The 26,354-nt window shown below is 71.4% G+C and carries 21 protein-coding genes; 8 read left to right on the plus strand and 13 right to left on the minus strand.

Features of this window, described 5'->3' with window-relative positions:
* Positions 1 to 65: 65 nt before the first annotated feature.
* Genes B2363_RS01185 through B2363_RS01200 form a run of 4 tightly spaced genes read right to left on the minus strand, consistent with a single transcriptional unit; the run spans position 66 to position 5,106 of the window.
* On the minus strand, positions 66 to 719 hold the full coding sequence (locus B2363_RS01185) for a thymidine kinase (protein WP_181755562.1): 654 nt from the start codon (positions 717 to 719) through the stop codon (positions 66 to 68).
* A gap of 3 nt (positions 720 to 722) precedes the next feature.
* Positions 723 to 1,814: an alkaline phosphatase family protein gene (locus B2363_RS01190; RefSeq protein WP_286927875.1), complete on the minus strand. Its 1,092-nt coding sequence runs from the start codon at positions 1,812 to 1,814 to the stop codon at positions 723 to 725.
* Entirely contained in the window at positions 1,811 to 2,386 is a 576-nt protein-coding gene (locus B2363_RS01195; RefSeq protein ID WP_286927876.1) for a DUF5998 family protein, read from the minus strand. Before B2363_RS01195 ends, B2363_RS01190 begins: the two co-directional genes overlap by 4 nt.
* On the minus strand, positions 2,383 to 5,106 hold the full coding sequence (locus B2363_RS01200; protein WP_286927877.1) for a bifunctional GNAT family N-acetyltransferase/acetate--CoA ligase family protein: 2,724 nt from the start codon (positions 5,104 to 5,106) through the stop codon (positions 2,383 to 2,385). Before B2363_RS01200 ends, B2363_RS01195 begins: the two co-directional genes overlap by 4 nt.
* A gap of 62 nt (positions 5,107 to 5,168) precedes the next feature.
* Here B2363_RS01200 and B2363_RS01205 point away from each other — a divergent pair, with 62 nt between their 5' ends.
* From B2363_RS01205 to B2363_RS01220, 4 genes are read left to right on the plus strand one after another with little or no spacing between them, the layout of a single operon-like run.
* Complete coding sequence (locus tag B2363_RS01205; protein WP_286927878.1) at positions 5,169 to 7,646, plus strand: DNA gyrase/topoisomerase IV subunit A; 2,478 nt, start codon at positions 5,169 to 5,171, stop codon at positions 7,644 to 7,646.
* Positions 7,647 to 7,651: 5 nt separating this feature from the next.
* Entirely contained in the window at positions 7,652 to 8,338 is a 687-nt protein-coding gene (locus B2363_RS01210) for an LppX_LprAFG lipoprotein (RefSeq protein ID WP_286927880.1), read from the plus strand.
* Between the two features lie 10 nt (positions 8,339 to 8,348).
* A complete protein-coding gene (locus B2363_RS01215) occupies positions 8,349 to 10,055 on the plus strand; it encodes an MFS transporter (protein WP_286927882.1) in 1,707 nt (568 codons plus the stop codon).
* Positions 10,052 to 10,546, plus strand: coding sequence for a beta-class carbonic anhydrase (locus tag B2363_RS01220; protein WP_286927884.1), 495 nt, complete (start codon positions 10,052 to 10,054; stop codon positions 10,544 to 10,546). Before B2363_RS01215 ends, B2363_RS01220 begins: the two co-directional genes overlap by 4 nt.
* 141 nt (positions 10,547 to 10,687) lie before the next feature.
* Here B2363_RS01220 and B2363_RS01225 read toward each other — a convergent pair whose 3' ends face one another.
* The gene (locus tag B2363_RS01225) at positions 10,688 to 12,763 is read right to left on the minus strand and encodes a DNA gyrase/topoisomerase IV subunit B (RefSeq protein ID WP_286928039.1); all 2,076 of its coding nucleotides are present in this window, start codon (positions 12,761 to 12,763) and stop codon (positions 10,688 to 10,690) included.
* A 104-nt stretch (positions 12,764 to 12,867) separates the two neighbouring features.
* Here B2363_RS01225 and B2363_RS01230 point away from each other — a divergent pair, with 104 nt between their 5' ends.
* Complete coding sequence (locus B2363_RS01230; RefSeq protein WP_181756237.1) at positions 12,868 to 13,098, plus strand: DUF7455 domain-containing protein; 231 nt, start codon at positions 12,868 to 12,870, stop codon at positions 13,096 to 13,098.
* Between the two features lie 68 nt (positions 13,099 to 13,166).
* Here B2363_RS01230 and B2363_RS01235 read toward each other — a convergent pair whose 3' ends face one another.
* On the minus strand, positions 13,167 to 14,708 hold the full coding sequence (locus B2363_RS01235) for a phospholipase D-like domain-containing protein (protein WP_286927886.1): 1,542 nt from the start codon (positions 14,706 to 14,708) through the stop codon (positions 13,167 to 13,169).
* A 107-nt stretch (positions 14,709 to 14,815) separates the two neighbouring features.
* Here B2363_RS01235 and B2363_RS01240 point away from each other — a divergent pair, with 107 nt between their 5' ends.
* A complete protein-coding gene (locus tag B2363_RS01240; protein ID WP_286927887.1) occupies positions 14,816 to 16,057 on the plus strand; it encodes a polysaccharide pyruvyl transferase family protein in 1,242 nt (413 codons plus the stop codon).
* Positions 16,058 to 16,226: 169 nt separating this feature from the next.
* Here B2363_RS01240 and B2363_RS01245 read toward each other — a convergent pair whose 3' ends face one another.
* The 7 genes from B2363_RS01245 to B2363_RS01275 form a co-directional block, all read right to left on the minus strand.
* Positions 16,227 to 17,486 carry an RNA polymerase sigma factor gene (locus B2363_RS01245; protein WP_181755551.1) on the minus strand — a complete coding sequence of 420 codons (1,260 nt, stop codon included), beginning with the start codon at positions 17,484 to 17,486 and terminating at the stop codon, positions 16,227 to 16,229.
* Positions 17,487 to 17,588: 102 nt separating this feature from the next.
* Entirely contained in the window at positions 17,589 to 19,064 is a 1,476-nt protein-coding gene (locus B2363_RS01250; protein ID WP_286927889.1) for a glutamate-cysteine ligase family protein, read from the minus strand.
* Positions 19,065 to 19,083: 19 nt separating this feature from the next.
* Complete coding sequence (locus B2363_RS01255; RefSeq protein ID WP_286927890.1) at positions 19,084 to 20,052, minus strand: DUF4192 domain-containing protein; 969 nt, start codon at positions 20,050 to 20,052, stop codon at positions 19,084 to 19,086.
* 103 nt (positions 20,053 to 20,155) lie between these two features.
* Positions 20,156 to 20,737, minus strand: a complete 582-nt coding sequence (locus tag B2363_RS01260; protein WP_286927891.1) for a hypothetical protein — start codon at positions 20,735 to 20,737, stop codon at positions 20,156 to 20,158.
* On the minus strand, positions 20,734 to 22,383 hold the full coding sequence (locus B2363_RS01265) for a copper resistance CopC family protein (RefSeq protein WP_286927893.1): 1,650 nt from the start codon (positions 22,381 to 22,383) through the stop codon (positions 20,734 to 20,736). The genes B2363_RS01260 and B2363_RS01265 overlap by 4 nt, the downstream gene beginning before the upstream one ends.
* Positions 22,380 to 23,078 carry a YcnI family protein gene (locus B2363_RS01270; RefSeq protein WP_181755546.1) on the minus strand — a complete coding sequence of 233 codons (699 nt, stop codon included), beginning with the start codon at positions 23,076 to 23,078 and terminating at the stop codon, positions 22,380 to 22,382. The genes B2363_RS01265 and B2363_RS01270 overlap by 4 nt, the downstream gene beginning before the upstream one ends.
* A gap of 49 nt (positions 23,079 to 23,127) precedes the next feature.
* Positions 23,128 to 23,670 (minus strand): hypothetical protein, encoded by a 543-nt coding sequence (locus B2363_RS01275; protein ID WP_181755545.1) that lies wholly within the window; start codon positions 23,668 to 23,670, stop codon positions 23,128 to 23,130.
* Positions 23,671 to 23,965: 295 nt separating this feature from the next.
* Between B2363_RS01275 and B2363_RS01280 the strand changes: the two genes are divergently transcribed.
* Both B2363_RS01280 and B2363_RS01285 read left to right on the plus strand, forming a co-directional pair.
* A complete protein-coding gene (locus B2363_RS01280; RefSeq protein ID WP_286927896.1) occupies positions 23,966 to 25,453 on the plus strand; it encodes a hypothetical protein in 1,488 nt (495 codons plus the stop codon).
* Positions 25,454 to 25,592: 139 nt separating this feature from the next.
* Positions 25,593 to 26,348, plus strand: coding sequence for a hypothetical protein (locus B2363_RS01285; protein ID WP_181755543.1), 756 nt, complete (start codon positions 25,593 to 25,595; stop codon positions 26,346 to 26,348).
* The last annotated feature ends 6 nt before the right edge of the window (positions 26,349 to 26,354 follow it).

Genomic DNA, 26,354 nt, shown 5'->3' on the forward strand with positions numbered 1-26,354 from the left:
CGGTCCACCGGGGTGCGACTCCGGTGATCGAGTGCCGACGAGCGGAGCGAGGCGGTGTATCGAGATCAGTCGAACGGCAGGACGTCGGGCGACAGCGCCCCGGCCTTCGCCCGCGCGGCGGTCATCCGCTTGCGGTGGTGCCGGCGGCACAGCACCTCATAGCCGACCTGGGGCGTCGGCCGGTCCGGGTCCTCGACGTCGCCCACGACGATCACCTCGCCCTCGGTGACCATCTCGCCGTCCTCGGTGCGGGCGTTGTGGGTGGCACGGGCGCCGCACCAGCACAGCGCCTCCACCTGCAGCGTCAGCACCCGGTCGGCGATCTCCACGAGCCGCTGCGACCCGCTGAACAGGTGGGTGCGGAAGTCGGTGAGGATGCCGAAGCAGAACACGTCGATCGCCAGCTCGTCGGCCACCTTGGCCAGCTGGTCGACCTGCGCGCTGGTGTAGAACTGCGCCTCGTCGCACACGAGGTAGTCGATCCGGGCTCCCCCGGTCAGCTCTCCGACGACGTCGGCCCAGAAGTCGAGGTCCTCGGCCACCTCGATCGCCGGGGTCGAGAGGCCGAGCCGGCTCGAGAGCGTGGCGGCGCCCGCGCGGTCGTGCGAGGAGTAGATGCGGCCCACCCGGCCGCGGGCGCGGTGGTTGTGGTCGAGCTGGAGCGCCAGCGTGCTCTTGCCCGAGTCCATCGTGCCCGAGTAGAAGACCAGTTCCGCCACGGGTCAGCCCGCCACGAGGACCGGGATGCGCCGCTCCCGGGGGGTGATCGAGCCGTGGAAGCCGCGCAGCAGCAGCTCCACGGAGAAGGCGTCGGAGGCGAAGACGGCGAAGTCGTCGAGCGCCGCCACGACCACGTCGCCGAAGCGTCCGCGGACGGCCGGGTCGATCGGACCGAACCACTCCTGCGCCTCGTCGCGCAGCCGGACCTCCACCCGGTCGCCGAGCGCGGAACGCCAGCGGGCGGCGACCTTCGCCTCGGCACCCGAGCGCGTGTGCACGTGACGGAACCGGGCCTCGCCGGCGACCAGCACCACGTCGTCGCGCAGCTTCGGGTGGTCGACGAGGTCGAATCGTCCCTCCATCGGCACGTCCACCATGCCGTGGTCGGCGGTGACGAGCAGGACCACGTCGGGCGGTAGGGCCGCGCGCAGGTCGGCGACGTCGCGGTCGACCTCGACGAGCGCCTTGCGCCACTCGTCGGAGTCGACGCCCGAGCCGTGGCCCGTGTGGTCGACGGCGGACTCGTAGGCGTACACCAGGGCGCGGTCGTCACGCTCGACCGCCTCCACGACGGCCGCGAGACGGTCCCACGCGTGGCGGACGCCCACGAAAGGCACGCCGCGCTGGCTCACGCGCGTGAGGCCGCTCAGCTCGAACCTGTCGTCGTTGACCACGGTGACCGCGATCCCCTCGTCGGCCAGCCGGCTCAGGACCGTGGGGTGCGGCTGCCACTGCTCGGGGACGATGCGGTCGTCCCACTTGAGCGTGTTGAGGAAGCGGGACGTGCCCGGGATGCGGCACGTGTAGCCGGCCATGCCGTGCTGTCCGGGAAGCAGGCCCGTGCCCAGCGAGGTCAGGCTCACCGAGGTGGTCGAGGGGATTCCCGCCAGCACGTTCTCCACGTTGAGGCACGACGACAGGAACGGCGCCAGGTCGGCGTGCTCGCGCAGCAGGTCGAGTCCGAGACCGTCGACGAGCATCACGACGTAGCGCCGGGACTCCGGCAGCCCGAGGACGTCGGTGAAGCCCGGCACGCCGAGGGCGCCGCCCACCGAGGTCATCACCTCGTGGATGCCGGCGTGCGGCGCGGTCATCGAGCCTCGGTGACGGTGGTGGCCGCGGTCAGCGCGCGAGCGAACTCCAGCAGGCCCACGACCGCGGCGCCACCCTCGGCCGCGGCGCTGAGCCGCAGCGAGAAGTCGTCCCCGCTGATCGATCCGGTGTAGCCGTGGTCGGCCTCGCACTCGGGATCGTCACAGCGGGCGGGCTCGAGCTCGACACGGGCGACGGCGCCCCAGCCGATCGTGAGGAGGGCCTCCTCGAGCTGCTGCGTCTGGGCCGACACCATCCGCGTGACGACGACGCCGGAGACGCGCGACAGCGGCACCGCCTCGACGGACGTGGACGTGTAGGGCTTCGGCAGCAGCGTGTCGCCGGGGTGCTCGTCGGTGTGCGTCAGGAGCAGGCGCGTGGGCGTGAGGACGAGGACCGACATGTGCCGGCGGATCTCCTCGCGGTCGAACGTGGGCTCGTGGTGCACGACGAACGACTCCACGGGCTCGGTCGCCAGTGCGTCCTCGAGCGCTCCCGCGACGATCTCGGGGTAGTACCCGCTGCGCGAGATCGACTCGTAGAGGTCCTTCGTCCGGTCCCTGGTCTGCGTCACCGACCCAGCGTATCCGCCGCTGCATCAGGCTGGCTCAGCCGCCGGACGAACCAGTCGCCCCGGCTGTCGGACGAGGGGATCACCTTGGCGCGCGCACTCAGGGCGGTGTACCCGTCGGGATTGACGAGCACCGGCTCCAGGTCGAGCGAGACGACCTCGGGCAGGTCGTCCTTCAGCGCAGCGAGACGCAGCACGATGTCCTCGAGGGCCGCCACGTCGACCGGCTCGCTGCCGTGGTGCCCGAAGAGCAGGGGCGCGGCGCGGATGCCGCTGACCATGGTGCGCGCGTCGACGTCGGTGAGGGGCGGGATGCCGTAGCTGCGGTCCTCGAGCAGCTCGCTCGGCGCGCCGGCGATGCCGAAGGAGACGAGCGGGCCGAAGAGCCGGTCCTCGGTGGCGCGGAAGGCGACCTGGACCCCGGCGGGTGCTGACCGCTGCACGAAGAAGGTGGTGTCGGCCCGGATGCCGCTCCACGTGGTCATCTCGTCCCACGCCTCGGCCATGTCCTGCGCGTCGTGGATGCCGCGCCAGACGTGGGCGAGGTCGGGACGGGCGCGCAGGTGCTCGCTGCCGGCCTTGAGGACGACGTCCCAACCGAGCTTCTCGCCGGCCGCGACGGCCTCCTCCTTGCTGTGCACGTTCGTCCAGGTCCACAGGTCGATGCCGTAGCAGGACAGCAGGTAGTGGACCTGCTCGGTGGACAGCACGGCGCCGCGCGGGGCGATCGTCAGCACGTCGCGGATGAGGGCCTTCGCGTCGCCCGAGCGGTGTTCGGCGGCCACGTGGTACTCACCGTGGTCGCGCGCTGCCCACTCGGCGTAGTTGACGGCCCGGGCGAGCGCCTTGACCGCCGCCTCGGGCGCGGCGTAGGACGGCACCGAGCCGCGGCCGGCCGAGCCGCCCTCGAGGTCGGGCACCCGCAGCAGCACCGGGATGCCCTTGCTGGCCAGGAACGTGGAGACGATCGGCTTGTCGGACTGCTCGCCGATGGCGGCGAGCACCTGGGCGACGGCATCGCTGTCGGTGGTGATCGGAGGCGTGTAGACCACGACGAGGGCGTCGACGTCGGGACGTGCGAGCGCGGCCTCGATGGCGACCTCGAACTCCTCGGCGCCGGCGGTGGCGCCCAGCGCGATCGGCGGGGCGACCTGCAGGCCCTGCGACTTGGCGGCGTCGGTGACGATCAGGCCGACGGCGTCGGAGTTGCCGACCACCGCGATCCGGTTGCCGCGCGGCAGCGGCTGGTGGGCCAGTAGCTGGGCGACGTCGAACATCTCGTCGAGGTTCTCCACCTGGATGACGCCGGCCTGGCGGAACATCGCGTCGACGGCCTGCTGCGGCGCCGAGCTGCGACGCACGGTGTGGCCGACGGGCACGCCCTGGGTGGACCGGCCCGACTTCACCGCGACGATCGGCTTGACCTCCGAGACGCGGCGGGCGAGGCGCGAGAACTTGCGCGGGTTGCCGATGGACTCGAGGTACAGCAGGACCACGTCGGTGCTGTCGTCCTGCTGCCAGTACTGCAGGAGGTCGTTGCCCGAGACGTCGGCGCGGTTGCCGGCCGAGACGAAGGTGGACAGCCCCAGCCCGCGCGCGGCGACGGTCTCGAGGATGGCCGAGCCGAGCGCACCGGACTGGCAGAAGAAGCCGGCGCGCCCGGGCGGGGGCATGGTGGCCGACAGCGAGGCGTTGAGCTGCACGTCGGACGCCGTGTTGATGATGCCCAGGCAGTTGGGGCCGATCAGGCGCAGGCCGTGGATGCGGCACGAGTGCAGCAGCTCCTGCTGGCGCGCGCGGCCCTCGGGGCCCTCCTCGGCGAAGCCGGCGGAGATCACCACGAGGCCGTGGACGCCCTTGGCGGCGCAGTCCAGGACGACGTCGTTCACGTGCTCGGCCGGGACGGCGACGATCGCGATCTCGACCTCGCCGGGGATGTCGCGCACGGTCGGATAGGCCGTCAGGCCCGACACGGCCTCGGCCTGGGAGTTCACGGCGTAGACGGTGCCGCCGTAGTCGCCGAGCACGAGGTTGCGCACCATCGCCTGGCCGATCGAGCCCTGGCGGCGGCTGGCGCCGACCACGGCCACGCTGCGGGCCCCGAAGATCCGGGCGATCGAGGCGGCCTCGGCCCGCTGCTCGCGCGAGCGCATGACGCCCAGCGCGGAGTCGGTGGGGTTGATCTCGAACGTCAGCCGCTGCACACCGTCCTCGAGCGTGCCGCTGATCGTGTAGCCCATCTCCCGGAAGACCTGGAGCATCCGGACGTTCTCGGGCAGGACCTCGGCGATGAACTCGGTGAAGCCGCGCTCGCGTCCTGCCTGGGCGAGGTGCTCCAGCAGCAGCTGGCCGATGCCGCGGCCCTGGTGGGCGTCCTCGACGAGGAACGCGACCTCGGCCTCCTCGTCGGAGACGGCGTCATAGCGGCCGACGGCGATGATGTCGTCCTGCTGCGTGACCACGAAGGCCACGCGCCGGTCGTGGTCGACGGTGGTGAAGCGCGCCACGTCGCGGTCGGAGAGCCGCGGGTAGGGCGCGAAGAAGCGGAAGTACTTGGACTCGGCGGAGACGCGGTCGTAGAACTCCACGAACCGCGGGGCGTCCTCGGGGACGATGGGGCGGATCTGCGCGACGCGCCCGTCCTTCAGCAGGACATCGGCCTCCCATGCGGGGACCGGGTGGGGCATCAGGCTCGCCATCTCGACCGGTTCGCTGCCACTCACGGGCACAAACCTACCCCGCGAGCGGCGGGTCGGGCGCACCCCCGGCGACGCGGCGCGGGAGAATGGCCCGCGTGAGTGGATCAGGCATCGAGACCGTGGACTTCGAGGAGCACATCCTCGACACCGACGTCGGCGACGAGATGCGCTCGAGCTTCCTCGAGTACGCCTACTCGGTGATCTATGCGCGGGCCCTGCCCGACGCGCGCGACGGGATGAAGCCCGTCCAGCGGCGCATCCTCTACACGATGGACGACATGGGCCTGCGGCCCGACCGGCCCCACGTCAAGAGCGCCCGCCCCGTGGGCGAGGTCATGGGCAAGCTGCACCCGCACGGCGACAGCGCCATCTACGACGCGCTCGTGCGCCTCGTCCAGCCCTGGTCGCTGCGCCTGCCCCTGCTCGACGGTCACGGCAACTTCGGCTCGCCCGACGACCCGCCGGCCGCGATGCGGTACACCGAGATCCGGATGGACCGGTCCGCCGAGGCGATGACCGAGTCGCTCGACGAGGACACGGTCGACTTCAAGCCGAACTACGACGGCCGGCTCCAGGAGCCCACCGTGCTCCCGGCCGCGATCCCGCACCTGCTGGTCAACGGCGCGTCCGGCATCGCCGTGGGCATGGCCACGAACATCGCGCCGCACAACCTCATCGAGGTCGTGCAGGCGCTGCGCCACCTCATCGCGCACCCCGACGCCGACCTCGACGCGCTCATGCGCTTCGTGCCCGGCCCCGACCTGCCCACCGGCGGCAAGATCGTGGGCCTCGACGGCATCCGCGACGCCTACGCCACGGGCAACGGCTCGTTCAAGATGCGCGCCACGACGCGCGTCGAGAGCGTCACCGCGCGCAAGAAGGGCATCGTCGTCACGGAGCTGCCCTACAACGTGGGCCCCGAGAAGGTCATCGAGTCGATCAAGAAGCTCGTCCAGGCCAAGAAGATCCAGGGCATCTCCGACCTGAAGAACCTCACCGACCGCAAGAACGGCCTGCGCCTGGTCATCGAGATCAAGAACGGCATCGTCCCCGAGGCGTTGCTGGAGCAGCTGTACCGCCAGACCCCGCTGGAGTCCTCCTTCGGCATCAACGCGGTCGCCCTGGTCGACGGCCAGCCGCGCACCCTCGGCCTGCGCGAGATGCTCACGGTCTACCTCGACCACCGCATCGACGTCGTCCGCCGGCGCACCACCTACCGCCGTGGCAAGGCGGCCGACCGGCTGCACCTCGTCGACGGCCTGCTCATCGCGATCCTCGACATCGACGAGGTCATCCAGCTCATCCGCTCGTCGGAGAACCGCGGCGAGGCCCGTGGACGACTGATCTCGGTCTTCGACCTGTCCGAGCTCCAGGCCGACTACATCCTCGACCTGCAGCTGGGTCGCCTCACGAAGTTCTCGCGCCTGGAGCTGGAGCGGGAGGCCGACGAGCTGCGCCGCCAGATCGAGGCGCTCGACGCGATCCTCGCCGACGAGAGCGTGCTGCGGGGCCTGGTCGGAGACGAGCTGGCCCAGATGGCCCAGCAGTTCGGCACCCCGCGACGCACCGTCCTGCTCGAGTCCGCCGGCGTCCCCGCTCCGGCCGCGGCGGGCGGCTCGCTCGAGGTGCCCGACGACCCGTGCTGGGTGCTGCTGTCCTCCACCGGTCTCGTCGCGCGCACGTCCGACGCCGAGCCGCTCGGCGACCACGGCCGCCGAGCCAAGCACGACACCGTCGTGGCGGCCGTTCGCGCCACGGCGCGGGGCCAGGTCGGCGTGGTCACGTCGGCCGGCACCGTCCACCGCCTCGACGTCATCGACCTCCCGGCGCTGCCGCCCACCGCCGACTCCCCGCGCCTCCAGGGCGGTGTCCCGCTGGGCGAGCTGCTGAGCCTCGACGGCGACGCGCTGACCCTGATGACCTTCGCCGAGGACGTCCCCGGCCTTGCCCTGGGCACCCGCGACGGGATCGTCAAGCGGGTCAAGCCCGAGCACCTGTCCAACCGCGACTCGTGGGAGCTCATCCGGCTCGACGACGGCGACCGGGTCGTGGGCGCCGTCCCGCTGGTCACCGGCGAGGAGGAGCTCGCGTTCGTCACGTCCGAGGCGCAGCTGCTGCACTTCCCCGCGTCGCTCGTGCGTCCCCAGGGCCGCAGCGGCGGTGGCGTCGCGGGCGTGAAGCTCGGCGCGGGCGCCCACGTCGTCGCGTTCGGCGCCGTCTCCGACGTCGAGTCGGCCCACGTGGTCACCGTCGCCGGCAGCTCCTCCGCCCTTCCGGGGACCCAGGCCGGCTCGGTCAAGGTCTCGCCCTTCGCCGTCTACCCCGGCAAGGGGCGCGGTACCGGCGGCGTGCGCTGCCAGCGGCTGCTCAGCGGCGAGGACGCCCTGGTGTTCGCGTGGGTCGGCGACGGCATGCCCGTCGCGTCCGCCGCGAGCGGCTCGCCGGTCGACCTCCCCGAGGTCGTCGAGCGGCGCGACGCGTCGGGCACTCCGGTCGGCCAGCCGATCACAGGAGTCTCATCGGCCGCAGCCACGCTGCCGGGCGCGCGAAACGTGCCAGACTGACCAGCGTGTTTTCTCGACTGATGACCGCGACCGTGCTGAGCGGCGCCCTGCTGCTGACCGCCTGCACCGGTGACGACTCCGACTCCGGCGACGCCGCCCAGAGGCTCGACGCCGCCTCCGAGGCCCTCACCGAGGCCGAGTCGTTCGACATCTCCCTGAGCACCAAGGAGCTGCCCAGCGGCACGCGCGGGCTCCTCTCCGCCGAAGGTGTCGGCGACCACTCCCCCGCCTTCGAGGGCGACGTCAAGGTCGTCGCGGGCGGCGCGACGCTGGCCGCCGAGGTCATCTCCGTCGACGGCACGACCTACGCCAAGACCGGCTTCTCGCCCGTGTGGGCCCCGCTCGACCCGGCCACGCTCGGCGCCCCCGATCCGGCGGCGCTCGTGGGCACGGACGCCGACTCGGGCCTCGGCGCCCTGCTGAAGGCCACCACCGAGCCCGAGGTCGAGGGCAAGTCGCGCGACGGCGACCTCGTGCTCACCGAGATCAGCGGCGAGCTCCCGGGCGACCGCATCGCGCAGCTCATCCCCACGGCCGACGCCACCGAGGACTTCGACGTCGTCTACCGCCTCACCGACGACGACGAGCTCCACGACGCGAAGATCTCCGGCCCGTTCTACGGCGGCGAGGACGTGACCTACACGCTGCGGCTCTCACCGCGCGACGAGCCCGCCGGCATCGAGGCGCCCTGATCCCGTGCCGATGAGGGAGCTCGCGTCGCGCGGGTTGCTCGCGCTCGCCGCGGTGGCGATCGGCTTCGCCGCGGCCGACACCTACGTCGTCGTGCTGGCCCTGCCCGACATGATGACCGCGGCCGGGCTGACCGTCGCCGACCTCCAGCGCGCGGCGCCCATCATCTCGGGATTCCTGCTGGGCTACGTGGCGGTGCTGCCGCTGATCGGCCGGGTCTCCGACCTGCGCGGCCGGGTCCCCGTGCTGATCGGCTGCCTCGTCGTCTTCGCCATCGGCTCGGTCATCACGGCGGCGGGGTACGACCTGACCTCGATCGTGCTGGGCCGGTTCATCCAGGGCATCGGCGGCGGCGGGCTGATCCCGCCGACGCTGGCGCTCATCGCCGACACGTGGCCGGCTGAGCGCCGCGGCCTGCCCCTGGGGATCGTCGGCGCCGTGCAGGAGCTCGGCAGCGTCGTGGGCCCTCTGTGGGGTGCCGCGATCCTGGCCTTCGGCACGTGGCACGACATCTTCTGGGTCAACGCCGCCGTCGGGTTGGTGATCGCGGCCGCCCTGCTGCGCCACCGGCCCCCGCGCGCCGACCGCGGGTGGGACGTGCCCGGACTCGTGCTGGCGCTGCTCACGGGCGGCTGCCTGCTGCTGGTGATGCTCGAGCCGGAGTCCCTGACGACCGGCGTCACCAGCGGCCTGGCGTTCCTCCCGGTCGTGGGCGAGTCGCGATGGCTCACGCCGCTGGCGCTCGTCGCGTACGGCCTCGGCGCGGCGTTCGTCGTCCGCCAGGTGACGGCGGCCCGGCCGCTGCTCGCTTGGCGCGAGTGGAGCCAGGTGGCCCGTCAGACGGATCTGTGGGGCGCGGCCGCGCTCACGGTGGCGCTGGGCGCCGTGATCCTCACGTTCGCCAGTGCGGAGCCCGAGCGGGCGGTGCTGGCCGACGACGCGGTCGTCCTGCTGCCCGTCGCCGCGATCGCGCTGGCGCTGTTCGTGTGGCGCGGGCGGCACGCCGCCCATCCGCTGATCCCCCGCGGATCACTCTCGTCCGCCCCCGCGTGGGGCTCGATAGCCGTCTCGTTCTTCATCGGCTCGGCGCTGATCGCCGCCCTCGTGGACATCCCGTTCTTCGCCCGCCTGACGATTGCGCCCGACGACCAGCTGGAGGCGGCCCTCGTGCTGCTGCGCTTCCTCGTCGCCCTGCCGGTCGGCGCGGTGGCCGGTGGCTGGCTGCTGCGCCGCGTGCCGGCCGGACCGCTCACGGCCGCGGCGCTCACCCTCTCGGGAGCCTGCTTCCTCGTCATGGCGTCGTGGGACGCGAAGTCCCTGGAGACCTTCGGCGCCACCGTCGTGCTGGCCGCCTGCGGCCTGGGCTTCGGTCTGGCCATCGCCCCCGTCAACGCCGCTCTGCTCGAGCACACGGCCGCCGAGGTGCACGGCCTCGCCAGCGCCCTGCTGGTCGTCGCGCGCATGGTGGGCATGCTCATCGGCATCTCGGCGCTGACCTCCCTGGGCCTGCGCGCCTTCCGGTCGGCGGTCGCGGACATCCCGCCGATCGAGGAGCTCTGCAACGGGGCCACCACCGCCTGCCGCGCCTACAACGGAGCGATGCGCGACGCCGGGATCGCGCAATTGCAGGCCGTCTTCACCGGCGCCGCGGTGGCCGCGTTCATCGCCGCCGCCCTCGCTCTGCTACTCCTGCGGCGGCGCGCTACTTTTTCCTCATGACGACCGCATTCGACGATCTCCTCGAGGCCAACCGGACGTACGCCCAGACGCACGAGGGAGGTTTCGACGGCATCGCGCAGGCGGGTGTCCTGATGGTCACCTGCATGGACTCGCGCATCGAGCCCCTCGCGATGATCGGCCTCAAGCCCGGCGACGCCAAGATCCTGCGCAACCCCGGCGGCCGCGTGACCGACCAGGTGCTCGTGGCGATCGTGCTCGGTGTGTCCATGCTCAAGGTCGACCGCGTCCTGGTCGTCGAGCACACCCGCTGCGCCATGGCGTCCTCGACCGAGGCTGACGTCAAGGCGAAGATCGGCGACATGAGCGGCACGGACGCCTCCTGGATGACCATCGGCGTGATCGAGGACCAGGAGTCCACCGTGCGCGCCGACGTCAACCGCGTCCGCAGCCACCCGCTCGTCCCCGACTCGGTCGAGGTCGCCGGCTTCATCTACGACGTCGACTCGGGCCTCATGACCCAGGTCGACTGATCTCGATACTCCCCCGCAAGCGGGAGGTGCCCCCACGTCTCGCCTCGCTCGCCGGCACTCCGATCACCGGCTCGGTGATCGAGTAGCGGGCGAGCGGAGCGAGACGCGTATCGAGATCACGCTCCGCCCTCCACGGCCACCTCAGGCGTCGATGAGCTCGGTGTCGATCTCGTAGGCGCCCTGGATGATGAACTCCTTGCGCGGCGGGACCTCGTTGCCCATGAGCAGCTCGAAGACCTCGGCCGACGCCTCGGCGTCGTCGACGGTGAGGCGGCGCAGGGTGCGGTGCCGCGGGTCCATCGTGGTCTCGGCCAGCTGGTCGGCGTCCATCTCGCCCAGGCCCTTGTAGCGCTGGGGCGCGTCCTTCCAGCGGACGTTGCGCTTCTTCAGCTGCGCCAGCGTGCGCTGGAGCTCGGGGTCGGAGTACGTGTAGATGTACTTGTCCTGGCCCTTCTTGGGCGAGACCAGCTCGATCCGGTGCAGCGGCGGCACGGCGGTGTAGACCCGGCCCGCCTCCACCATCGGCCGCATGTAGCGGAAGAACAGCGTCGCCAGCAGGCAGCGGATGTGCGCGCCGTCGGAGTCGGCGTCGGCCATGAAGATGATCCGGCCGTAGCGCGCCGTGTCGAGGTCGAACGTGCGGCCCGAGCCGGCGCCCACGACCTGGATGATCGACGAGCACTCGGCATTCTTCAGCATGTCGCCGATGCTGGCCTTCTGGACGTTGAGGATCTTGCCGCGGATCGGCAGCAGCGCCTGGAACTCGGCGTCGCGCGCCGACTTGGCGGTGCCGAGCGCGGAGTCGCCCTCCACGATGAACAGCTCGGAGCGGTCGACGTCGTTGCTGCGGCAGTCGGCCAGCTTCGCGGGCAGCGCGCTCGACTCGAGCGCGTTCTTGCGCCGCTGCGTGTCACGGTGCTGGCGAGCCGCCAGTCGCGTGCGGGACGCCCCGACGACCTTCTCCATCACGAGGCGCGCCTGGGCCTTCTGCGCCGCCTTGGTGGAGGTCAGGAAGGCCTTCAGCTCGCGCGCGACGATCTTGTTCACGATGCGCGTGACGGCCGGCGTGCCGAGGACCTCCTTCGTCTGGCCCTCGAACTGCGGCTCGGCCAGGTTCACCGTGACCACGGCGGTCAGACCCTCGAGGACGTCGTCCTTGATGACGTCGGGATCGCCGTTCTTGAGCATCCGCGAGTTGCGCAGGACCTCGTTGAAGGTCTTGGTGACACCGCGCTCGAAGCCGGAGACGTGCGTGCCGCCCTTGGGCGTGGCGATGATGTTGACGAACGACTTCACGGTCGTGTCGTAGTCGGTCCCCCACCGCAGCGCGACGTCGACGCCGAGCGTGCGCTCGACGTCCTGCGGCGTCATGTGGCCCTTCGTGTCGAGCACCGGCACGGTTTCGACGAACGTGTCCTCGCCCTGGACGCGCAGGACCTCGTTGACGGCGGTGTCCGCCGCGAGGAACTCGCAGAACTCCGAGATGCCGCCCTCGTGGAAGAAGTCCTCCTCGCGCACCTCGGCCTCGCGCTCGTCGCGGATCGCGATGCGCAGGCCGGGCACGAGGAACGAGGTCTGGCGGGCGCGGCCCACCAGCTCGTCGTAGGCGAACTTCGCGCCCTTGATGAAGATCTGCGGGTCCGCCCAGTAGCGGACGCGGGTGCCCGTGCGGGACTTCGCGACCTTGCCGATCTTGCGCAGGGTGTTGTCGGGGGTGAAGTCCGCGTCGGCGCCGTCGCCGGCGAAGACGCCGGGGACACCGCGACGGAAGGACATCGCCCACGTGGCGCCGCCCTTGTCGACCTCGACGTCCAGGCGCGCGGAGAGCGCGTTCACGACCGACGCGCCGACTCCGTGCAGGCCGCCGGTGGCGTTGTAGGAGCCGCCGCCGAACTTCCCGCCCGCGTGGAGCTTCGTGTAGACGACCTCGACGCCGGTCAGGCCGGTCTTGGGCTCGATGTCGACCGGGACGCCGCGCCCGTCGTCGCGGACCTCGACCGAGCCGTCGGGGTACAGGACGACGGCGATGTGGGAGCCGTGCCCCGTCAGCGCCTCGTCGACCGAGTTGTCGATGATCTCCCAGAGGCAGTGCATGAGTCCACGCGTGTCGGTGGAGCCGATGTACATGCCCGGTCGCTTGCGTACTGCTTCCAGTCCCTCGAGGACGAGCAGATTGCGTGCGTCGTAGGTCGAAATGTCCGGTTCCTCCTCATCGATCCCCCGGCCCCCACGGTATCGAGCCGGTCCCACCGGATCGCACGTGACACGCGGCGTCGGCGCGTCCGACGCGCGTTTGGCGTCGTGAGGGAGTATTCATGGTGATGTTCGACGACAACCGACGAAATGAGGACACCGTGACGGCCACTGCCGAGTTCCCCGCCCTCACCGCTACCGACCGCTGCGATCGTTGCGGCGCGCAGGCCCTGGTCCGCGTCGAACTGCCCTCGGGCACCGACCTGGTCTTCTGCGGTCACCACGCCCGCCAGCACGAGACGCGCCTGCGCGAGATCGCCATCGCCTACCGCGACGAGAGCGACAGCCTGAGCGTCTGAGGGTCCGCCCTCCAGCCGACAGAGAAACGGCGCCGAACCCCGAGGGGTTCGGCGCCGTTTCGTCGTCCTCAGTACTTGAAGATGCCGTAGGCCTTCGTCTGGGTGACCGAGCGCCAGTGCTCGACGTAGGAGTCGTACACGTCGGGATCGGTCGTGATGGTCGTGATCTCGTCACTGGCCACCAGGTTCGAGCCCGTGAGGTTCGCCGAGCCGGCCAGGACGACCTTCACGCGGGCGCCCGACTTGGGCCAGATGCCGCCGCTGGGGAGGCGCTCCTCGGGGTTCATCCGGTTCCGCTTCAGCTTGGCGTCGACCAGGATCGTCTTGTCGTGCACCTGGGCGTAGGCCGCGTCGACCTCGGTGCGCGACGTCTTGAGGACGTCGAGCACGGGCTTGCAGACGCGCAGCAGCTGGCGGCAGTGCTCGAGGTAGTTCTTCTTCCAGTCGTCCTTGAAGGCGACGACCGAGACACGGCAGCCGGCGTTGTTGAGGGCCGCGAGCTTGTACGCCAGCGCGATGCGGCGGTACTTGAAGCGGTTCTCCATCAGGCGGATGCGGCACTGCTCGTCCGGGACGATCCGGTTGAGCATGTTGAGGATCGGGTCACGACCGTTGGTGGGCGTCGCGCGCAGCGGCGTCACGTGGATCGTGTAGTTCGACAGGTTCGAGTACAGCAGGCCCTTCTTGGCGGCGGCGCTGGAGTAGCCGTCGCGGGTGGCCGTGCGGTAGCCGTAGCGCGAGCTGCGCTTGGCGATGTAGCGGCCGTAGTCGCTGCCGACCCGGCGCTCGGCCCACATGTCCTTCCACACGCCGCGCATCCCGTACCACAGCTTCTTGTCGTTGTAGACGGTGCTGCCGTTGTTGTAGGTGCGCTCGGCACTGCGGCCGCCGAAGTTCGACGAGCCGGTCCACACGACGCCCTTGGCGCGACGGCCACTGCGGGTGTACGTGTCGCTGACCATGACGATCTTGGAGTGCATGATCGCGCCGTTGACGCGCGAGAGGCAGGCCATGGACTTGCCGTTGGAACAGATCTTGAACTTGCCGTACTTGGTCCGGTTGAGCTGGCTGCGCAGCTTCTTCGACGCACCCGACTGGTGGGCGTTCGGGTGGATGAACCGCACGTTGACGCCGGCCTTGGCCGCACGGACCAGCTCACGGCCGACGCGGACCGAGTCCTCCATGCGCGAGTTCGCGGCGTAGACCGAGGTGGCGCGGCGCTGCGCCTTGGACTTGAGCTTGCCCGCCGGAGTCTTGTAGGAGCCGCGGATGAGGCGCTCGAGATCGTTCAGCAGGGTGTAGTCGCGGTTGCGGCCGCCCTTGTCGAAGTACGGACGCGCAAAGTTGCCCTCGACCTCGACCGGGTAGGCGGCGCCGTAGGGGCGCTTGCGGACGGCGGCGGCGGCCGGTGCGACGGCCTGCGGCGCGGCCTTCTGGACCTCGGCGGTCGGTGCCTGGGTGGGGTCCGCCTGCGGCTCGACGGCGGCCGGAGCCGCTGCGGCGCCCTCGGTCTCGTCGGCACCGAACGTGGTGGACGCGGCGACGAGCGGCAGCACGAGCGCACCGAGGGTGGCGACACTCGCGAGTCGAAGTCGATGACTGACGGACACGGTGGAACTCCCCCGAGACGAAAACAAGCGGTCGGAACAGACTAACCCATGGTCACGCGGGGTCGTGGGACCGCGGCGGCGGGGGCGCCGGCGGTATAGTCCGGCGGGTGGCGCGCATTCTCCTGAAGGTCCACCACGCGGCGCTGGACCCGGCCGACGCCACCAGCGTCCTCGAGCGCAACCTGATCGGCAACAACGTCGGGAACCTGGCCTTCAGCTTCGCCTCCGAGCGGCTGCTCACCCATCCCGGCGACGACGTCACTGCAGCGCCCACCGGCCCTTGGTTCGCCGATCCCGCGCGGGTGAACCGCGAGTTCGACCACGTCGTCTTCCCCCTCGCGAACCACTTCCGCGCCTCGAACCTCAAGGCGCTGAACCGTCAGGCCGCGGCGATCGAGCAGCTGACCACCCGCTTCACCGTCCTGGGCGTCGGGGCGCAGGCCGACCTCGACGGGAACGCGCCGCGCGACGAGCGTGAGGCCGTGGAGGCCGCCACGCGTCGGTTCGTGCGGGCCGTGCTGGAGCGCGGACCCTCGATCGGCGTCCGGGGCGACTTCACGAAGGAGTACCTGCTCGACCTGGGCTTCGACGACGCCGAGGTCGACGTCATCGGCTGTCCCTCGATGTTTCTCCACGGTCCCGAGCTGCCGTTGCGCCTGCCGGGGTCGGTCGGCGACGACGACCCCATCGCGATCACCATCTCCCCCTACGTGCGCGAGATGGGCCCGATCCTGCAGCAGGGCCTGCGCCGGCACCGACGGCTCACCTACATCGGCCAGGACATCCACACGCTGCGACTGCTGCTGCGGGGCACTCCCCTCTCCGGCGACGACGCCCGGCTGCCCCTGTCGCCCGAGCACCCGGTGTTCGCGCCCGGTCGCACCGTGTTCCCCCTCAACATCCCGGCGTGGCAGGAGTTCCTGCGCGGCCAGCGCTTCACGTACGGCACGCGCATCCACGGCACGATCGTGTCGCTGATCTCCGGTACGCCGGCGGTCCTCCTCGCCCACGACTCGCGCACCCTCGAGCTGGCCCGGTACCACCGGATCCCGTTCGTGCGGCTCGACCAGCACGACCCGGCGGGGATCTCGGTGCCCGAGCTCTTCGCGCGGGCCGACTGGCCGGCGCTGGTGGACGGGCACCGCGAGCGGTGGGACACCTACGCCGCGTTCCTCGAGCGGCACGGACTGCGTCACGGCTTCGGTCCGGACGGTGGCACCGAGCGCTTCGACGCCTCCGTGGCCGCCGTCGCCACCGACCCCGGCTACCCGCCGGTGGTCCGCTCGGACGCCGGCCCGGTCTCGCCCGCCCGGCGCCTCGCTCGTGCCGTGCGCCGCCGCCTGCCCTGACCGGTCTCGATACGCCGCTCGCTGCGCTCGCGAGCTACTCGACCAGCGAGCCCGGTGATCGAGTGACGGCGAGCGCAGCGAGACGTCGTATCGAGATCACGTCGCTCCCCACGTACACAGAACGGCCCGCGACCGTGAGGTCGCGGGCCGTTCTGCGTGAAGAGGTGACTCAGTCGAGGTAGTCGCGCAGGACCTGCGAGCGCGACGGGTGACGCAGCTTGCTCATCGTCTTGGACTCGATCTGGCGGATGCGCTCGCGCGTGACGCCGTAGACCTTGCCGATCTCGTCGAGCGTCTTGGGCTGGCCGTCGGTGAGGCCGAAGCGCATCGACACAACGCCGGACTCACGCTCGCTGAGCGTGTCCAGGACGGCGTGCAACTGCTCCTGCAGGAGGGTGAACGACACGGCGTCGGCCGGGACGATGGCCTCGGAGTCCTCGATGAGGTCGCCGAACTCGCTGTCGCCGTCCTCGCCCAGCGGCGTGTGGAGGCTGATCGGCTCACGGCCGTACTTCTGGACCTCGACGACCTTCTCGGGCGTCATGTCCAGCTCGACCGCCAGCTCCTCGGGGGTGGGCTCGCGGCCCAGGTCCTGGAGCATCTGGCGCTGGACGCGGGCCAGCTTGTTGATGACCTCGACCATGTGGACGGGGATGCGGATCGTGCGGGCCTGGTCGGCCATCGCCCGGGTGATCGCCTGGCGGATCCACCACGTGGCGTAGGTCGAGAACTTGAAGCCCTTGGTGTAGTCGAACTTCTCGACGGCGCGGATGAGGCCGAGGTTGCCCTCCTGGATCAGGTCCAGGAAGAGCATGCCGCGACCGGTGTAGCGCTTGGCCAGCGAGACGACGAGTCGCAGGTTGGCCTCGAGCAGGTGGTTCTTGGCGCGGCGACCGTCGACGATGATCCAGTCGAGCTCCTCGCGCGTCTTCTCCGTGACGCGCTTGGACTTCGCGAGCTTCTCCTCGGCGAAGAGGCCGGCCTCGATCCGCTTCGCGAGCTCGACCTCCTCGGCGGCGGTCAGCAGCGCGACCTTGCCGATCTGCTTGAGGTAGTCCTTGACCGGGTCGGCGGTGGCGCCGGCGACGGTGACCTGGACCGCGGGCTCGTCGGTGTCGTCGGCCGAGGAGATGGTGAAGCTGGCGCTGGCCTCCTCGTCCTCCTTCAGCGTCGGATCGGTGGCCAGGTCCTTCTCGAAGACCTCGTCGGCGATGTCGGGAAGGACCTTCTTGCCGTCGGCGTCGACGGCCGGCTTGGTCTCGAGCACGTCGGCCAGATCGACCTGGTCCCCCAGCACGACCTCCTTGGCGCCGTTCGCAGCCGCCTTCTTGGCCGGGGCCTTCTTCGCCGGGGCCTTCTTGGCGACGGCCTTCTTCGCGGGCGCCTTCTTCGCGGGCGCTGCCTTCGCGGTCTGGGCGGCTCGAGTCACCGGAACATCAACCTCACAACGTCGTTTCGGGCATGACAATGAGGCCTGCGGTCAACCTCTGGGTCAAGTCTGCCACGGTGCCCGAAACATCCAAGTACCGGTTCACCCCACGGGCCAGGAATGCACCGGTTCGCCGCTGTGCATGTGCTCCGCGTAGCGCCGGGTGAGGGCGCGCATGGAGTCGAAGACGTCGGAGCCGCGCGTGTGGAGGCGGTCGAACTGGGCCGTCATCCACGAGGACCCGTTCTGTCCGGTGACGCAACGGCGCTCGATGATCTGCAGGAACTCGTCGATCACCGCGCCGTCGACGCCGCGTCGCTCGAGCCCGACGTGGGCCAGCGGAAGCAGGTGGCGCAGCACCAGCTCGCGGACGGGCACCGTGCCGATGCCGGGCCAGTAGGCCTCGGCATCGATCCCGGCGGAGGCCGCCTCGTGGAAGCCTTCCTCGGCCGCCCGGAACGACAGCTGGCTCCACACCGGGCGGTCCTGCTCGGTCAGCGCCGTCACCAGCCCGTAGAAGAGGGCGGCATTCGCGACGGTGTCCTTCACCGTGGGCACCGAGGGCAGCAGCCGATTCTCCACGCGCAGGTGAGGCTTGCCGTCGACGACGTCGTAGATCGGGCGGTTCCAGCGCCAGATCGTGCCGTTGTGCAGCCGCAGCTCGGGCAGCGTGGGGATCCGGCCGGCCTCGATCTCGGCCACAGGGTCCTCGTCGTCGACGATCGGCAGCAGCGCCGGGAAGTAGCGCGAGTTCTCCTCGAAGAGGTCGAAGACCGACGTGATCCACCGCTCGCCGAACCAGACGCGGGGGCGCACGCCCTGCGCCTTGAGCTCGTCGGTGCGCGTGTCGGTGGCCTGCTCGAACAGCGCGATGCGGGTCTCCTGCCACAGTCGGCGACCCAGGAAGAACGGCGAGTTGGCGCCCACGGCGATCTGGACCCCGGCGATCGCCTGCGCGGCGTTCCACGTGGGTGCGAAGTCGTCGGGCTCGACCTGCAGGTGCAGCTGGGTGCTCGTGCAGGCGGCCTCGGCGATGATCGTGTCGATCGTCGTGCGGAGTCGCTCGACCCCGTTGATGACCAGGTGGATGTCCTCGCCGCGCGCCGTGAGGATCTGGTCGGACAACAGGTGGTACCGCGGATTGGACGAGATCGCCTCGCGGGTGAGGTGCTGCGTGTCGAGCGTGGGAAGGATGCCGATCATCATCAGTCCGGTGCCGACGGTCTGGGCCTTCTCCTGGGCGGCGTTCAGGTCGTCGCGCATGCTGTCGGCCATGTCGGCCAGGCCCCGCCCCGCCACGGGCGACGGGGGCACGTTGATCTCGACGTTGAACTGGCCCAGCTCGGTCTGGAAGTCCTCGGCAGCGATGGCGTCGAGCGTCTCGGCGTTGCGCAGCGCCGGGTCACCGGTCTCGTCGACGAGGTTGAACTCGATCTCGATGCCCACGTGCGGGTCGGGCACGGAGAAGTCCTGCTCCCCCAGCATCGCCGCCAGCACGTCGAGATTCCGGCGCACCTTGGCGCGGTACCTCGCACGGTCCTCGCCGGTGAACTCCCGGGCTTCGACGTCTTGTCCCATGCAGTCAGCCTAGGGCCGATCAGGCGCTCGCATCGGCTGCCGACCACCGGTCAGGATGCAGGCCCGCCTCGAGCGCTCCGTGCAGCAGCACCCCCATGCGATAGTGCGGCTCCAGCGCGAGGGCCCGCTCGAGCGCGAACCGGGCCCGGACCCCGTCGCCCATCTGCCACGCGGCGAAGCCGGCCAGGCACAAGGAGGCCGGCGCGAAGTCGGCGGCGGCGACCCGTGAGACCGCGGCCCACAGCGCGTACATCGGCATGGCGTTCTGCCGGGTGATGCGCAGCCAGGCCGAGTCGCGCACCTGTCGACCCGAGACCCGGACGGCCAGCTCCACCAGGTCGCCGTCGGTGAGCCGCTCCTCGGCGAGGAAGCGCTCGGTGAGCCGGGTGACGGTCTGCTTCTCGCGCAACAGGAAGGTGTCCGGATCCATCGTGAGCGCCCGCGCCATGAAGCGCTCGAGCACCTCCTCGTGGGCCGCCTCGAGCCACCGCTGGCGCTGACCCCGGGCGGGCGCCACCTCGACCGCCAGGTCGGATCGGTCGCGCGCGATCACCCGGCCCTGCGCCACGGCGTGCACGATCGACTCGTGGTGGTCGTCGAGCGTGTAGGGCAGACCGTCCTGCGGGTGCCCGGGCAGATCAGCCCAATAGCGCTCGCCGTCCGCCCAGATGGTGAGCCAGTCCCGGCGCGGCGGGAGCGCATCGCGCAGGGCGAGGGCCATGACGCGGGCCCGGTCCGCGTCGTCGGACAGCGCGAAGAGGAAGAAGCCCTCGTCGCCGTTGCGCAGGAGGTGGCCCGCGAGGTCGGCCGCGAGCTCGTCCTCGGACCCGGCCTCGGGCAGGTCGTGCCGGAGGCTGAACCCGAACCGGCAGTTGGCGCCGGAGACCGCGAGCCCGATCACGCACTCGCGGGGGACGAAGCCGAAGAACGTCGGCAGCGCGTTGAGGAGGTCTTCATGGGTGTGGGCACGGAACACGTCGTCAGGCATGGGACGACCCTCGTGCCGGAGGCGGGTCCGGCTGAACCCCTCGCCGCGTCCCTGTGGACGGACGACGGCGACCTGCCGGTCCTGTGGACGACGGCCTTCGTGGCTACCGCCGGCTCGCCCGGCGGCGCACCACCACGGCCCCGTAGGCCGCGGCGAGCACGAACACCCCGACCACCAGGGCGACCTGCGCGCTGTCGGCTCCCGGGGACACCTCGGGCGGCACCCGGACCGTCATCCGCGGGTCGACCACCTCGGGCGTCACCTCGAACGTCGGCTCGGAGGGCACCGTGTCGGCCACGCCCTCGCACCGCTGCTCGGCGGCCACGGCGACGGATTCCCCCGGCGCGGCCCCGATGCGGGACGTGACCAGGAACTCGGTCGCCTGGGCGGGCGGGAGGCCCGGCCCGGTGAACTCCGCGCGACGCCCGTCGAGGACGCGGTCCCAGCCGTCGGGCCCCGTCGCGTCGATCGCGGCCATGTCCTCGGGAAGCTCGAGCACCAGACCGGTGGTCGATGCGTCGCACCCGCCCCGGACCGTGACGACGAGGACGGACGTCCCGTCGCCCTGGGGCAGCACCTCGTCGATCGCCACGTCCGCGAGGGCCGGCGCAACCGTGCCGGCCGTCACCGCGATCAGGGCGACCAGCAGCACGAGGGCTCGTGCCGCCGCGTTGCGCGGGCTCATGGGATCTCCACCTCTCCGGACACCACGGGTTCGTCGAAGCGGGTCAGTCGCGCGGACACCGACAGGCGCCACGCGCCCGGCAGCGGCAGGTCGGCACTGGCCTCCCAGTGGCCCGCCCTCGTCCGGGTCAGCGGCCGGTTGATCGGCCCGACCTCGGCGTCCTCGAGGGCGATCTGCAGGCGCGGCGCCTCCTCGAGGTCGACGACGTCGCCGGCCGCGTCGGTGAGCGTCACCTGGATCGCGTTGGTGCCCCGACGCACCGGAGTCACGACCACGTCGACCGTGTGGGACTCCCCCAGCTCGAGCTCGAGGCGCTGCACGGTGGGCGCGTCCTGAGCCACGGTGTCGGACCTGGCCGGTGGCGTCTGGCCGACCAGCGCGCCGGTGGCCACGAGCACCGCGGCGACGACGGCAGCCTCGAAGGAGACGGTGCGGCGGAGCACCTCCGCGGCGGACGCGGCATCGCGTCCGGCGAGCCGGCCGACCAGAACCTGCCGGTTCCAGGCGGCCACCGCGACGACCGGCACGAGCAGCAGCACCTTCACGAGCACCGCTCGGCCGTAGCCGGTCTCCCACAGCGCCGCGAACGACCCGGAGATCCGCCAGAAGAGGACGACTCCGGCGACCGTGAGCGCGACGAGCGAGACCCCGGCGGCGGCCGAGAAGCGGGTGACCGCGGTGGCGCGGTCCTGCACCCGCAGTGCGGGCCCGGCGGCGAGAACGAGGCCCAGGCCCAGCAGACCACCCCACCACAGGGCGGCGGCGCTCACGTGGACGAGGTCGGCCGTGAGGACGAGCCACCACGGGCCGTAGCTGCGGGTGTGTCCGACCGGGAGGAGCGAGGCGACAACCAGGGCGGCGCCCACCGCGGCCAGGACGGGCTCGCGCACGCGGCCCAGCAGCGCCGCGGCGACGCCGGCAGCCAACACGAGCGCGGCGATCCCGGCGGAGGACGCGGCACCGTCGCGCCAGGCCTCGGCGGTCATCACCGACGACAGTGGCCCACCGGACTCCCAGACGGCGGTGAGCGGCATGAGCAGGACCGCGGCGACCACCGCGAGCGCACCGAGGCCGGCCGTCGTGCGCCGGGTGCGCCGCTCGACGGCCGGCTCGCGACGAGCCGCTCCGGGGGCGATGAAGAGGGAGAAGACGACCAGCCCGGCGACTCCGAGGGCGCCGGCGTAACGGAGCGCCTCCACGACGGCTCGCGCGACGACGAGCTCGCGCTCGGTCTGCGTGACCGGGACCCCGATGGCACCGGGGGTGGCTGCGCCGACGGCGAAGGTGAATCCCCCGGTCACGGGATGGGAGTCGGCCGACACGACGCGCCACGTCACGACGTGGGTACCGTCGGGCAAGGGCTTCACGGGCCGGATCCGCAGCACGGTGTCGCGCACGGTGAACTCGGCGGCCTCGGGTTCCCCCGCGGCGTCGAGCACGGCGTTGCCGGAGCCGGCGAGGCTGACCGGCTCGGTCAACGTGACGGTCAGCTCGGCCGGGGACTGCGTGAGCACCTGACCGTCCGCGGGGTTGCTCCCGATGGGCGACGCGTGGCCGAAGGCCGCGACGGGCCACACCAGGAGCAGGAGCAGCCCGGAGAGCACGGCGGCGAGCCGTGCCCTCCGGGCCACCGGGGCGTAGGTCACCCGCGGCTCCGGGTGCGGCCGAGCGCGAGACCGCCCGCTGCGAGGCCGAGGGCGCCGAGCACGACGCCCACCCAGCCGAGGGTGTTCGAACCGGTCCCGGCCTCCTCGTGATCCGCCGCCTCGTCGTCGCCCGTGGCGCCGTTGCCGTGACCGTCGCCCTCGGAGGCCGTGGTCTCGATGAAGGGCGCCGCGTACTCGGGCTCGTCCTGGTCCTCGTCGTACGTCTGGGTCCAGGCGGTCTCACCCTTCTCACACGTCTGGATCACGGGGAAGACGAGCTTGGTGCCCTCTTCCTCCGGCAGCGGCAACTGCAGTGCGACGGTGTCACGCAGGCCGTCCTCCAGCGGGCTCTTCGCCGTGTACACGACCTCGGCCACGCGTTCGGTGTACTCGCCGCCGTCTCCGTTGTCGACCGCGGAGTCGAGCTTCTCGATCTTCTTCTCGATCGTCCAGTTCGGGTTCACCGTGGGCGTGACGGCGATGATCTCCTCGGGCAGCTGGATCGTCAGCCGCGTCGTGGGCGACGCATCGCAGCCGTGACCGACCGAGAAGGTCATGACACTGTACGAGCCCGCCGCCGTCGAGGACGGGGTCACGCTGACGTGGCCCGAGGCCACTGCGGCCGCCGTGACGACGAGGGCCGACGAGGTGAGGGTGAGTGCTGCTGCGCGGGCAGCATGACGTGCAAGGGACATGGTTCTTCTCCTGAGTTCGGGGAGCCGCCCGCGGACAGGCGGCACGAGGTCACCCGCAGGGGCGGGCGACCGGGGCGATGACGACCCAGGAGGCGGGCGGACCGCGCCGCACCACGACGTGCTCGAGGAGGCGGACGCCGGACACGGGTCCGGTCGTCGGGCACGGGAGGGGCACGCGCGCCGGAACCGCACGCGGGCGCCCGAGGCGAAGGACGAAGGTGACGCGCTGCCACCAGGCCCACCAGAGGCGCTCGGCAGCGGCGATGCCGGCAGCGACCAGGACGAGGCCGACCACGTGCGCGACGGCCATCGAAGGACCGGGCACGACCTGGTGACCGTGCACGTAGCCAGTCAGGACGTGGACGGCAACCTGCGGCACCGCGAGCAGGCCAAGCGCCGAGGCGAAGCCGATCCGCCGCGCGGCGGCCCACCACGCCAGCGCTCCCCCGGCCACCACGACCGGGACGACGGCGACGGCCGGCGGGACCCCACCACCGCCCGCCACGTGGGCGGCGACTGCCATGACGATCGCCCACAGGCTCACCGACGCGGCGCGGACGAGGCGCGCGATCGGGGCTCCGGGGGCTGACACGATCGTCATCGTACGGGCCCGCGAACTCGTGGCCCCACTCCGTGACGCGATGTTTACACGGCCGTCACCGCGGGCCCTGCGGAGCGCCTCCGTTCCCCGTGGCGACGGCCCGTTCCGGGATGTCCACCTGCGCTGGAACGGCGAGGGATTCCCATTCGGTGTCTCATTCACCATCGCGACACCTTCACATCCGGAGACCTCTCGTAACGCGCCGGTTCGCGCGACGACCGCCTCCCGAAACGCGTCGGGGACAGATTGAGGGCCGAATCGTCCCCAGCCGAAGGAACTTCCCCGCATGTCAGTCACACGAGTCCTGTCCCACCTCACCGCGGCAGCCGTCGCCTCGTCCGCGCTGGCGCTCCCGGCGACGGCGGTGGCGCAGGACGGCACCGGCGTGATCCGGGGCACCGTCCTGGAGACGGGCCACGTCATCGCACCGGGCATCGACGTGTCGCTCTACCGGTCCACCGGAGAGTTCGTCGGCGCCACCGTCGCGAACTCCGCCGCCGGCGCCTACGAGTTCCGGGGCCTCGAGGCCGGGTCGTACACGCTCTGGTTCGAGAACCAGAACGAAGCGGTCAGCGAGTGGTGGGACAACCAGCCAGACAAGCCGCAGGCGACCCCCATCAGCCTGGCCGACGCCCAGACGTTCGTCGCGAACGCGTACCTCACCCAGATCAGCGAGAACCTCGTCCGGCCGACGATCAGCGGCACCCCGGCCGTCGACTCGGTCCTGACGGCCGCGCGCGGCACCTGGTACCCCACCCAGAACGTCACCTTCAGCCACCAGTGGCTGCGCAACGGCACGCCGATCGAGGGCGCCACGGCGTCCACCTACCGCCTGCGCAACGACGATGCCGGCCGCACCATCTCGGTCGAGGTCATCGCCATGGTCCAGGGCGCCACCGAGAAGGCCACGAGCACCGCGACGGCGCCCGTGACCGGTGGCACCGCACCGGTCCAGCCGATCGCGAACGCGGCGAAGCCGGTCATCACGGGATCCACCGTCGTCGACTCCACCCTGACCGCGACGACGGGCTCGTGGACGCCGTCGGACGCCACCGTGACGCTGCAGTGGCTGCGTGGCGCCACCGTCGTCGGCACCGGGGCCACCTACCGGACGAAGGCCGAGGACATCGGGTCGAGCCTGCGGGTCCGCGCCACCGCCAGCCGGTCCGGCTGGACGCAGGCGGTCGCGGAGTCGGCGGAGTTCGGTCCCGTCACCGCCCCCGCGCCGGTGCTGACGGCGCCCGAGAACCGCGTCCGGCCCACCGTCGCCGGGACCGCCCGGGTCGGCAGCTCGGTCACGGCGGGCACGGGCTCGTGGAGCACGTCGGCCTCCCTCGCGATCCGCTGGACGCGTGACGGCCGGGCCATCCCCGGCGCCACCGCCCGGAGCTACCGACTGACCGCCGCCGATGCCGGCCGGAGGATCGCCGCCGCCGTGACGGCCACCAACGCCGGAGGCTCCGCGACGGCCACGAGCCCCGTGCGCGTCGTCGCCAGGGCCACGTCGCGGATCCGCGTCGGCACCTCGTCGCCTCGCAAGGGCCGCCTGAAGGTCAAGGCCATCGTCTCCTCCGCCGGAGCGCGGACGGGCCGGGTCACCGTGACGGTCAAGGTCGGCGGCCGGACCAAGGTCAAGCGGGCGACGCTCAGCAGGGGCACCCGCACGATCACGGTCACCGGCCTGCGCAAGGGCAGGGCCACGGTCCGCGTGGTCTACGCCGGCGACGCCTCGACCTCCGGCGCCTCCCTCAAGAAGAAGGCCACCGTGCGCTGATCCCCCAGCCCGCGCGGCTCCCCCCAGTCCTCGGTCCGCCGTCCCGTCGTCGGCGGACCGAGGGACCGGCTCCCCGACCCGGTCCCGACGACCCGGTGCCTTCCGGTGTCGATCACTTCCAGCCCCACAAGGAGACCATGTGAATGCGTCACAGCGCGTGCCCTGGAGGACACGCAAAGTCGCCGTCGCTGCCCTCGCACTCGGACTGACTGCCGCCGCCACGACCTACGTCATGGCCCAGCAGGACGTCAGCGGCACCGACTCCGGCAACAGCACGAAGTTCAACGTCGTCGGCGACGGAGACCTGCCCACCAAGAAGCCGAAGCTCGGCGAGGACCGCGCCGGGCTCTCCGCCGAGGAGACCGGCTACGCGATCCACGTGGCCTCCACCGACTCGAGCGTCCCCTCGGACGCCACCGACGTCCGCGGCAAGGACGGGCCGGAGTTCCTCTACGCCGACCTGCCCGACCTCAGCGAGGGCCACACCGGCCGCACCGCCGTGGTCGCGCTCTACGACTACACGCACGACGTGACGTACGACCAGGTCGTCGACCTGGAGGCCGGCAAGGTCATCGAGACGAAGAAGTCCGGCACGGCCCAGCCGCCGACCTCCGCCACCGAGGCGGACCTGGCGATGAAGCTGGCCATCGAGTCCGACGCCGATCTGGGCTTCACGACCGAGTTCGAGGAGAACATGGGCGTCCCGCTCATCGATCCCGACCAGGTCGACTACGTCGCCGGCGCCTGGGTCTTCAACAAGACCACGTCCAAGGGCCAGGAGTGCGGCAAGGACCGCTGCGCCCAGCTCATGGTCTCGACCGCGTCCGGGGTGTACCTCAACACCTTCGACTTCGTCGTGAACCTGTCCACCCAGAAGATCGTCCGCACCCAGTGAGCAGGA

Origin of the sequence: Aeromicrobium sp. UBA7512, from assembly GCF_002476985.1 — a bacterium.
GTDB lineage: Bacteria > Actinomycetota > Actinomycetes > Propionibacteriales > Nocardioidaceae > Aeromicrobium > Aeromicrobium phoceense.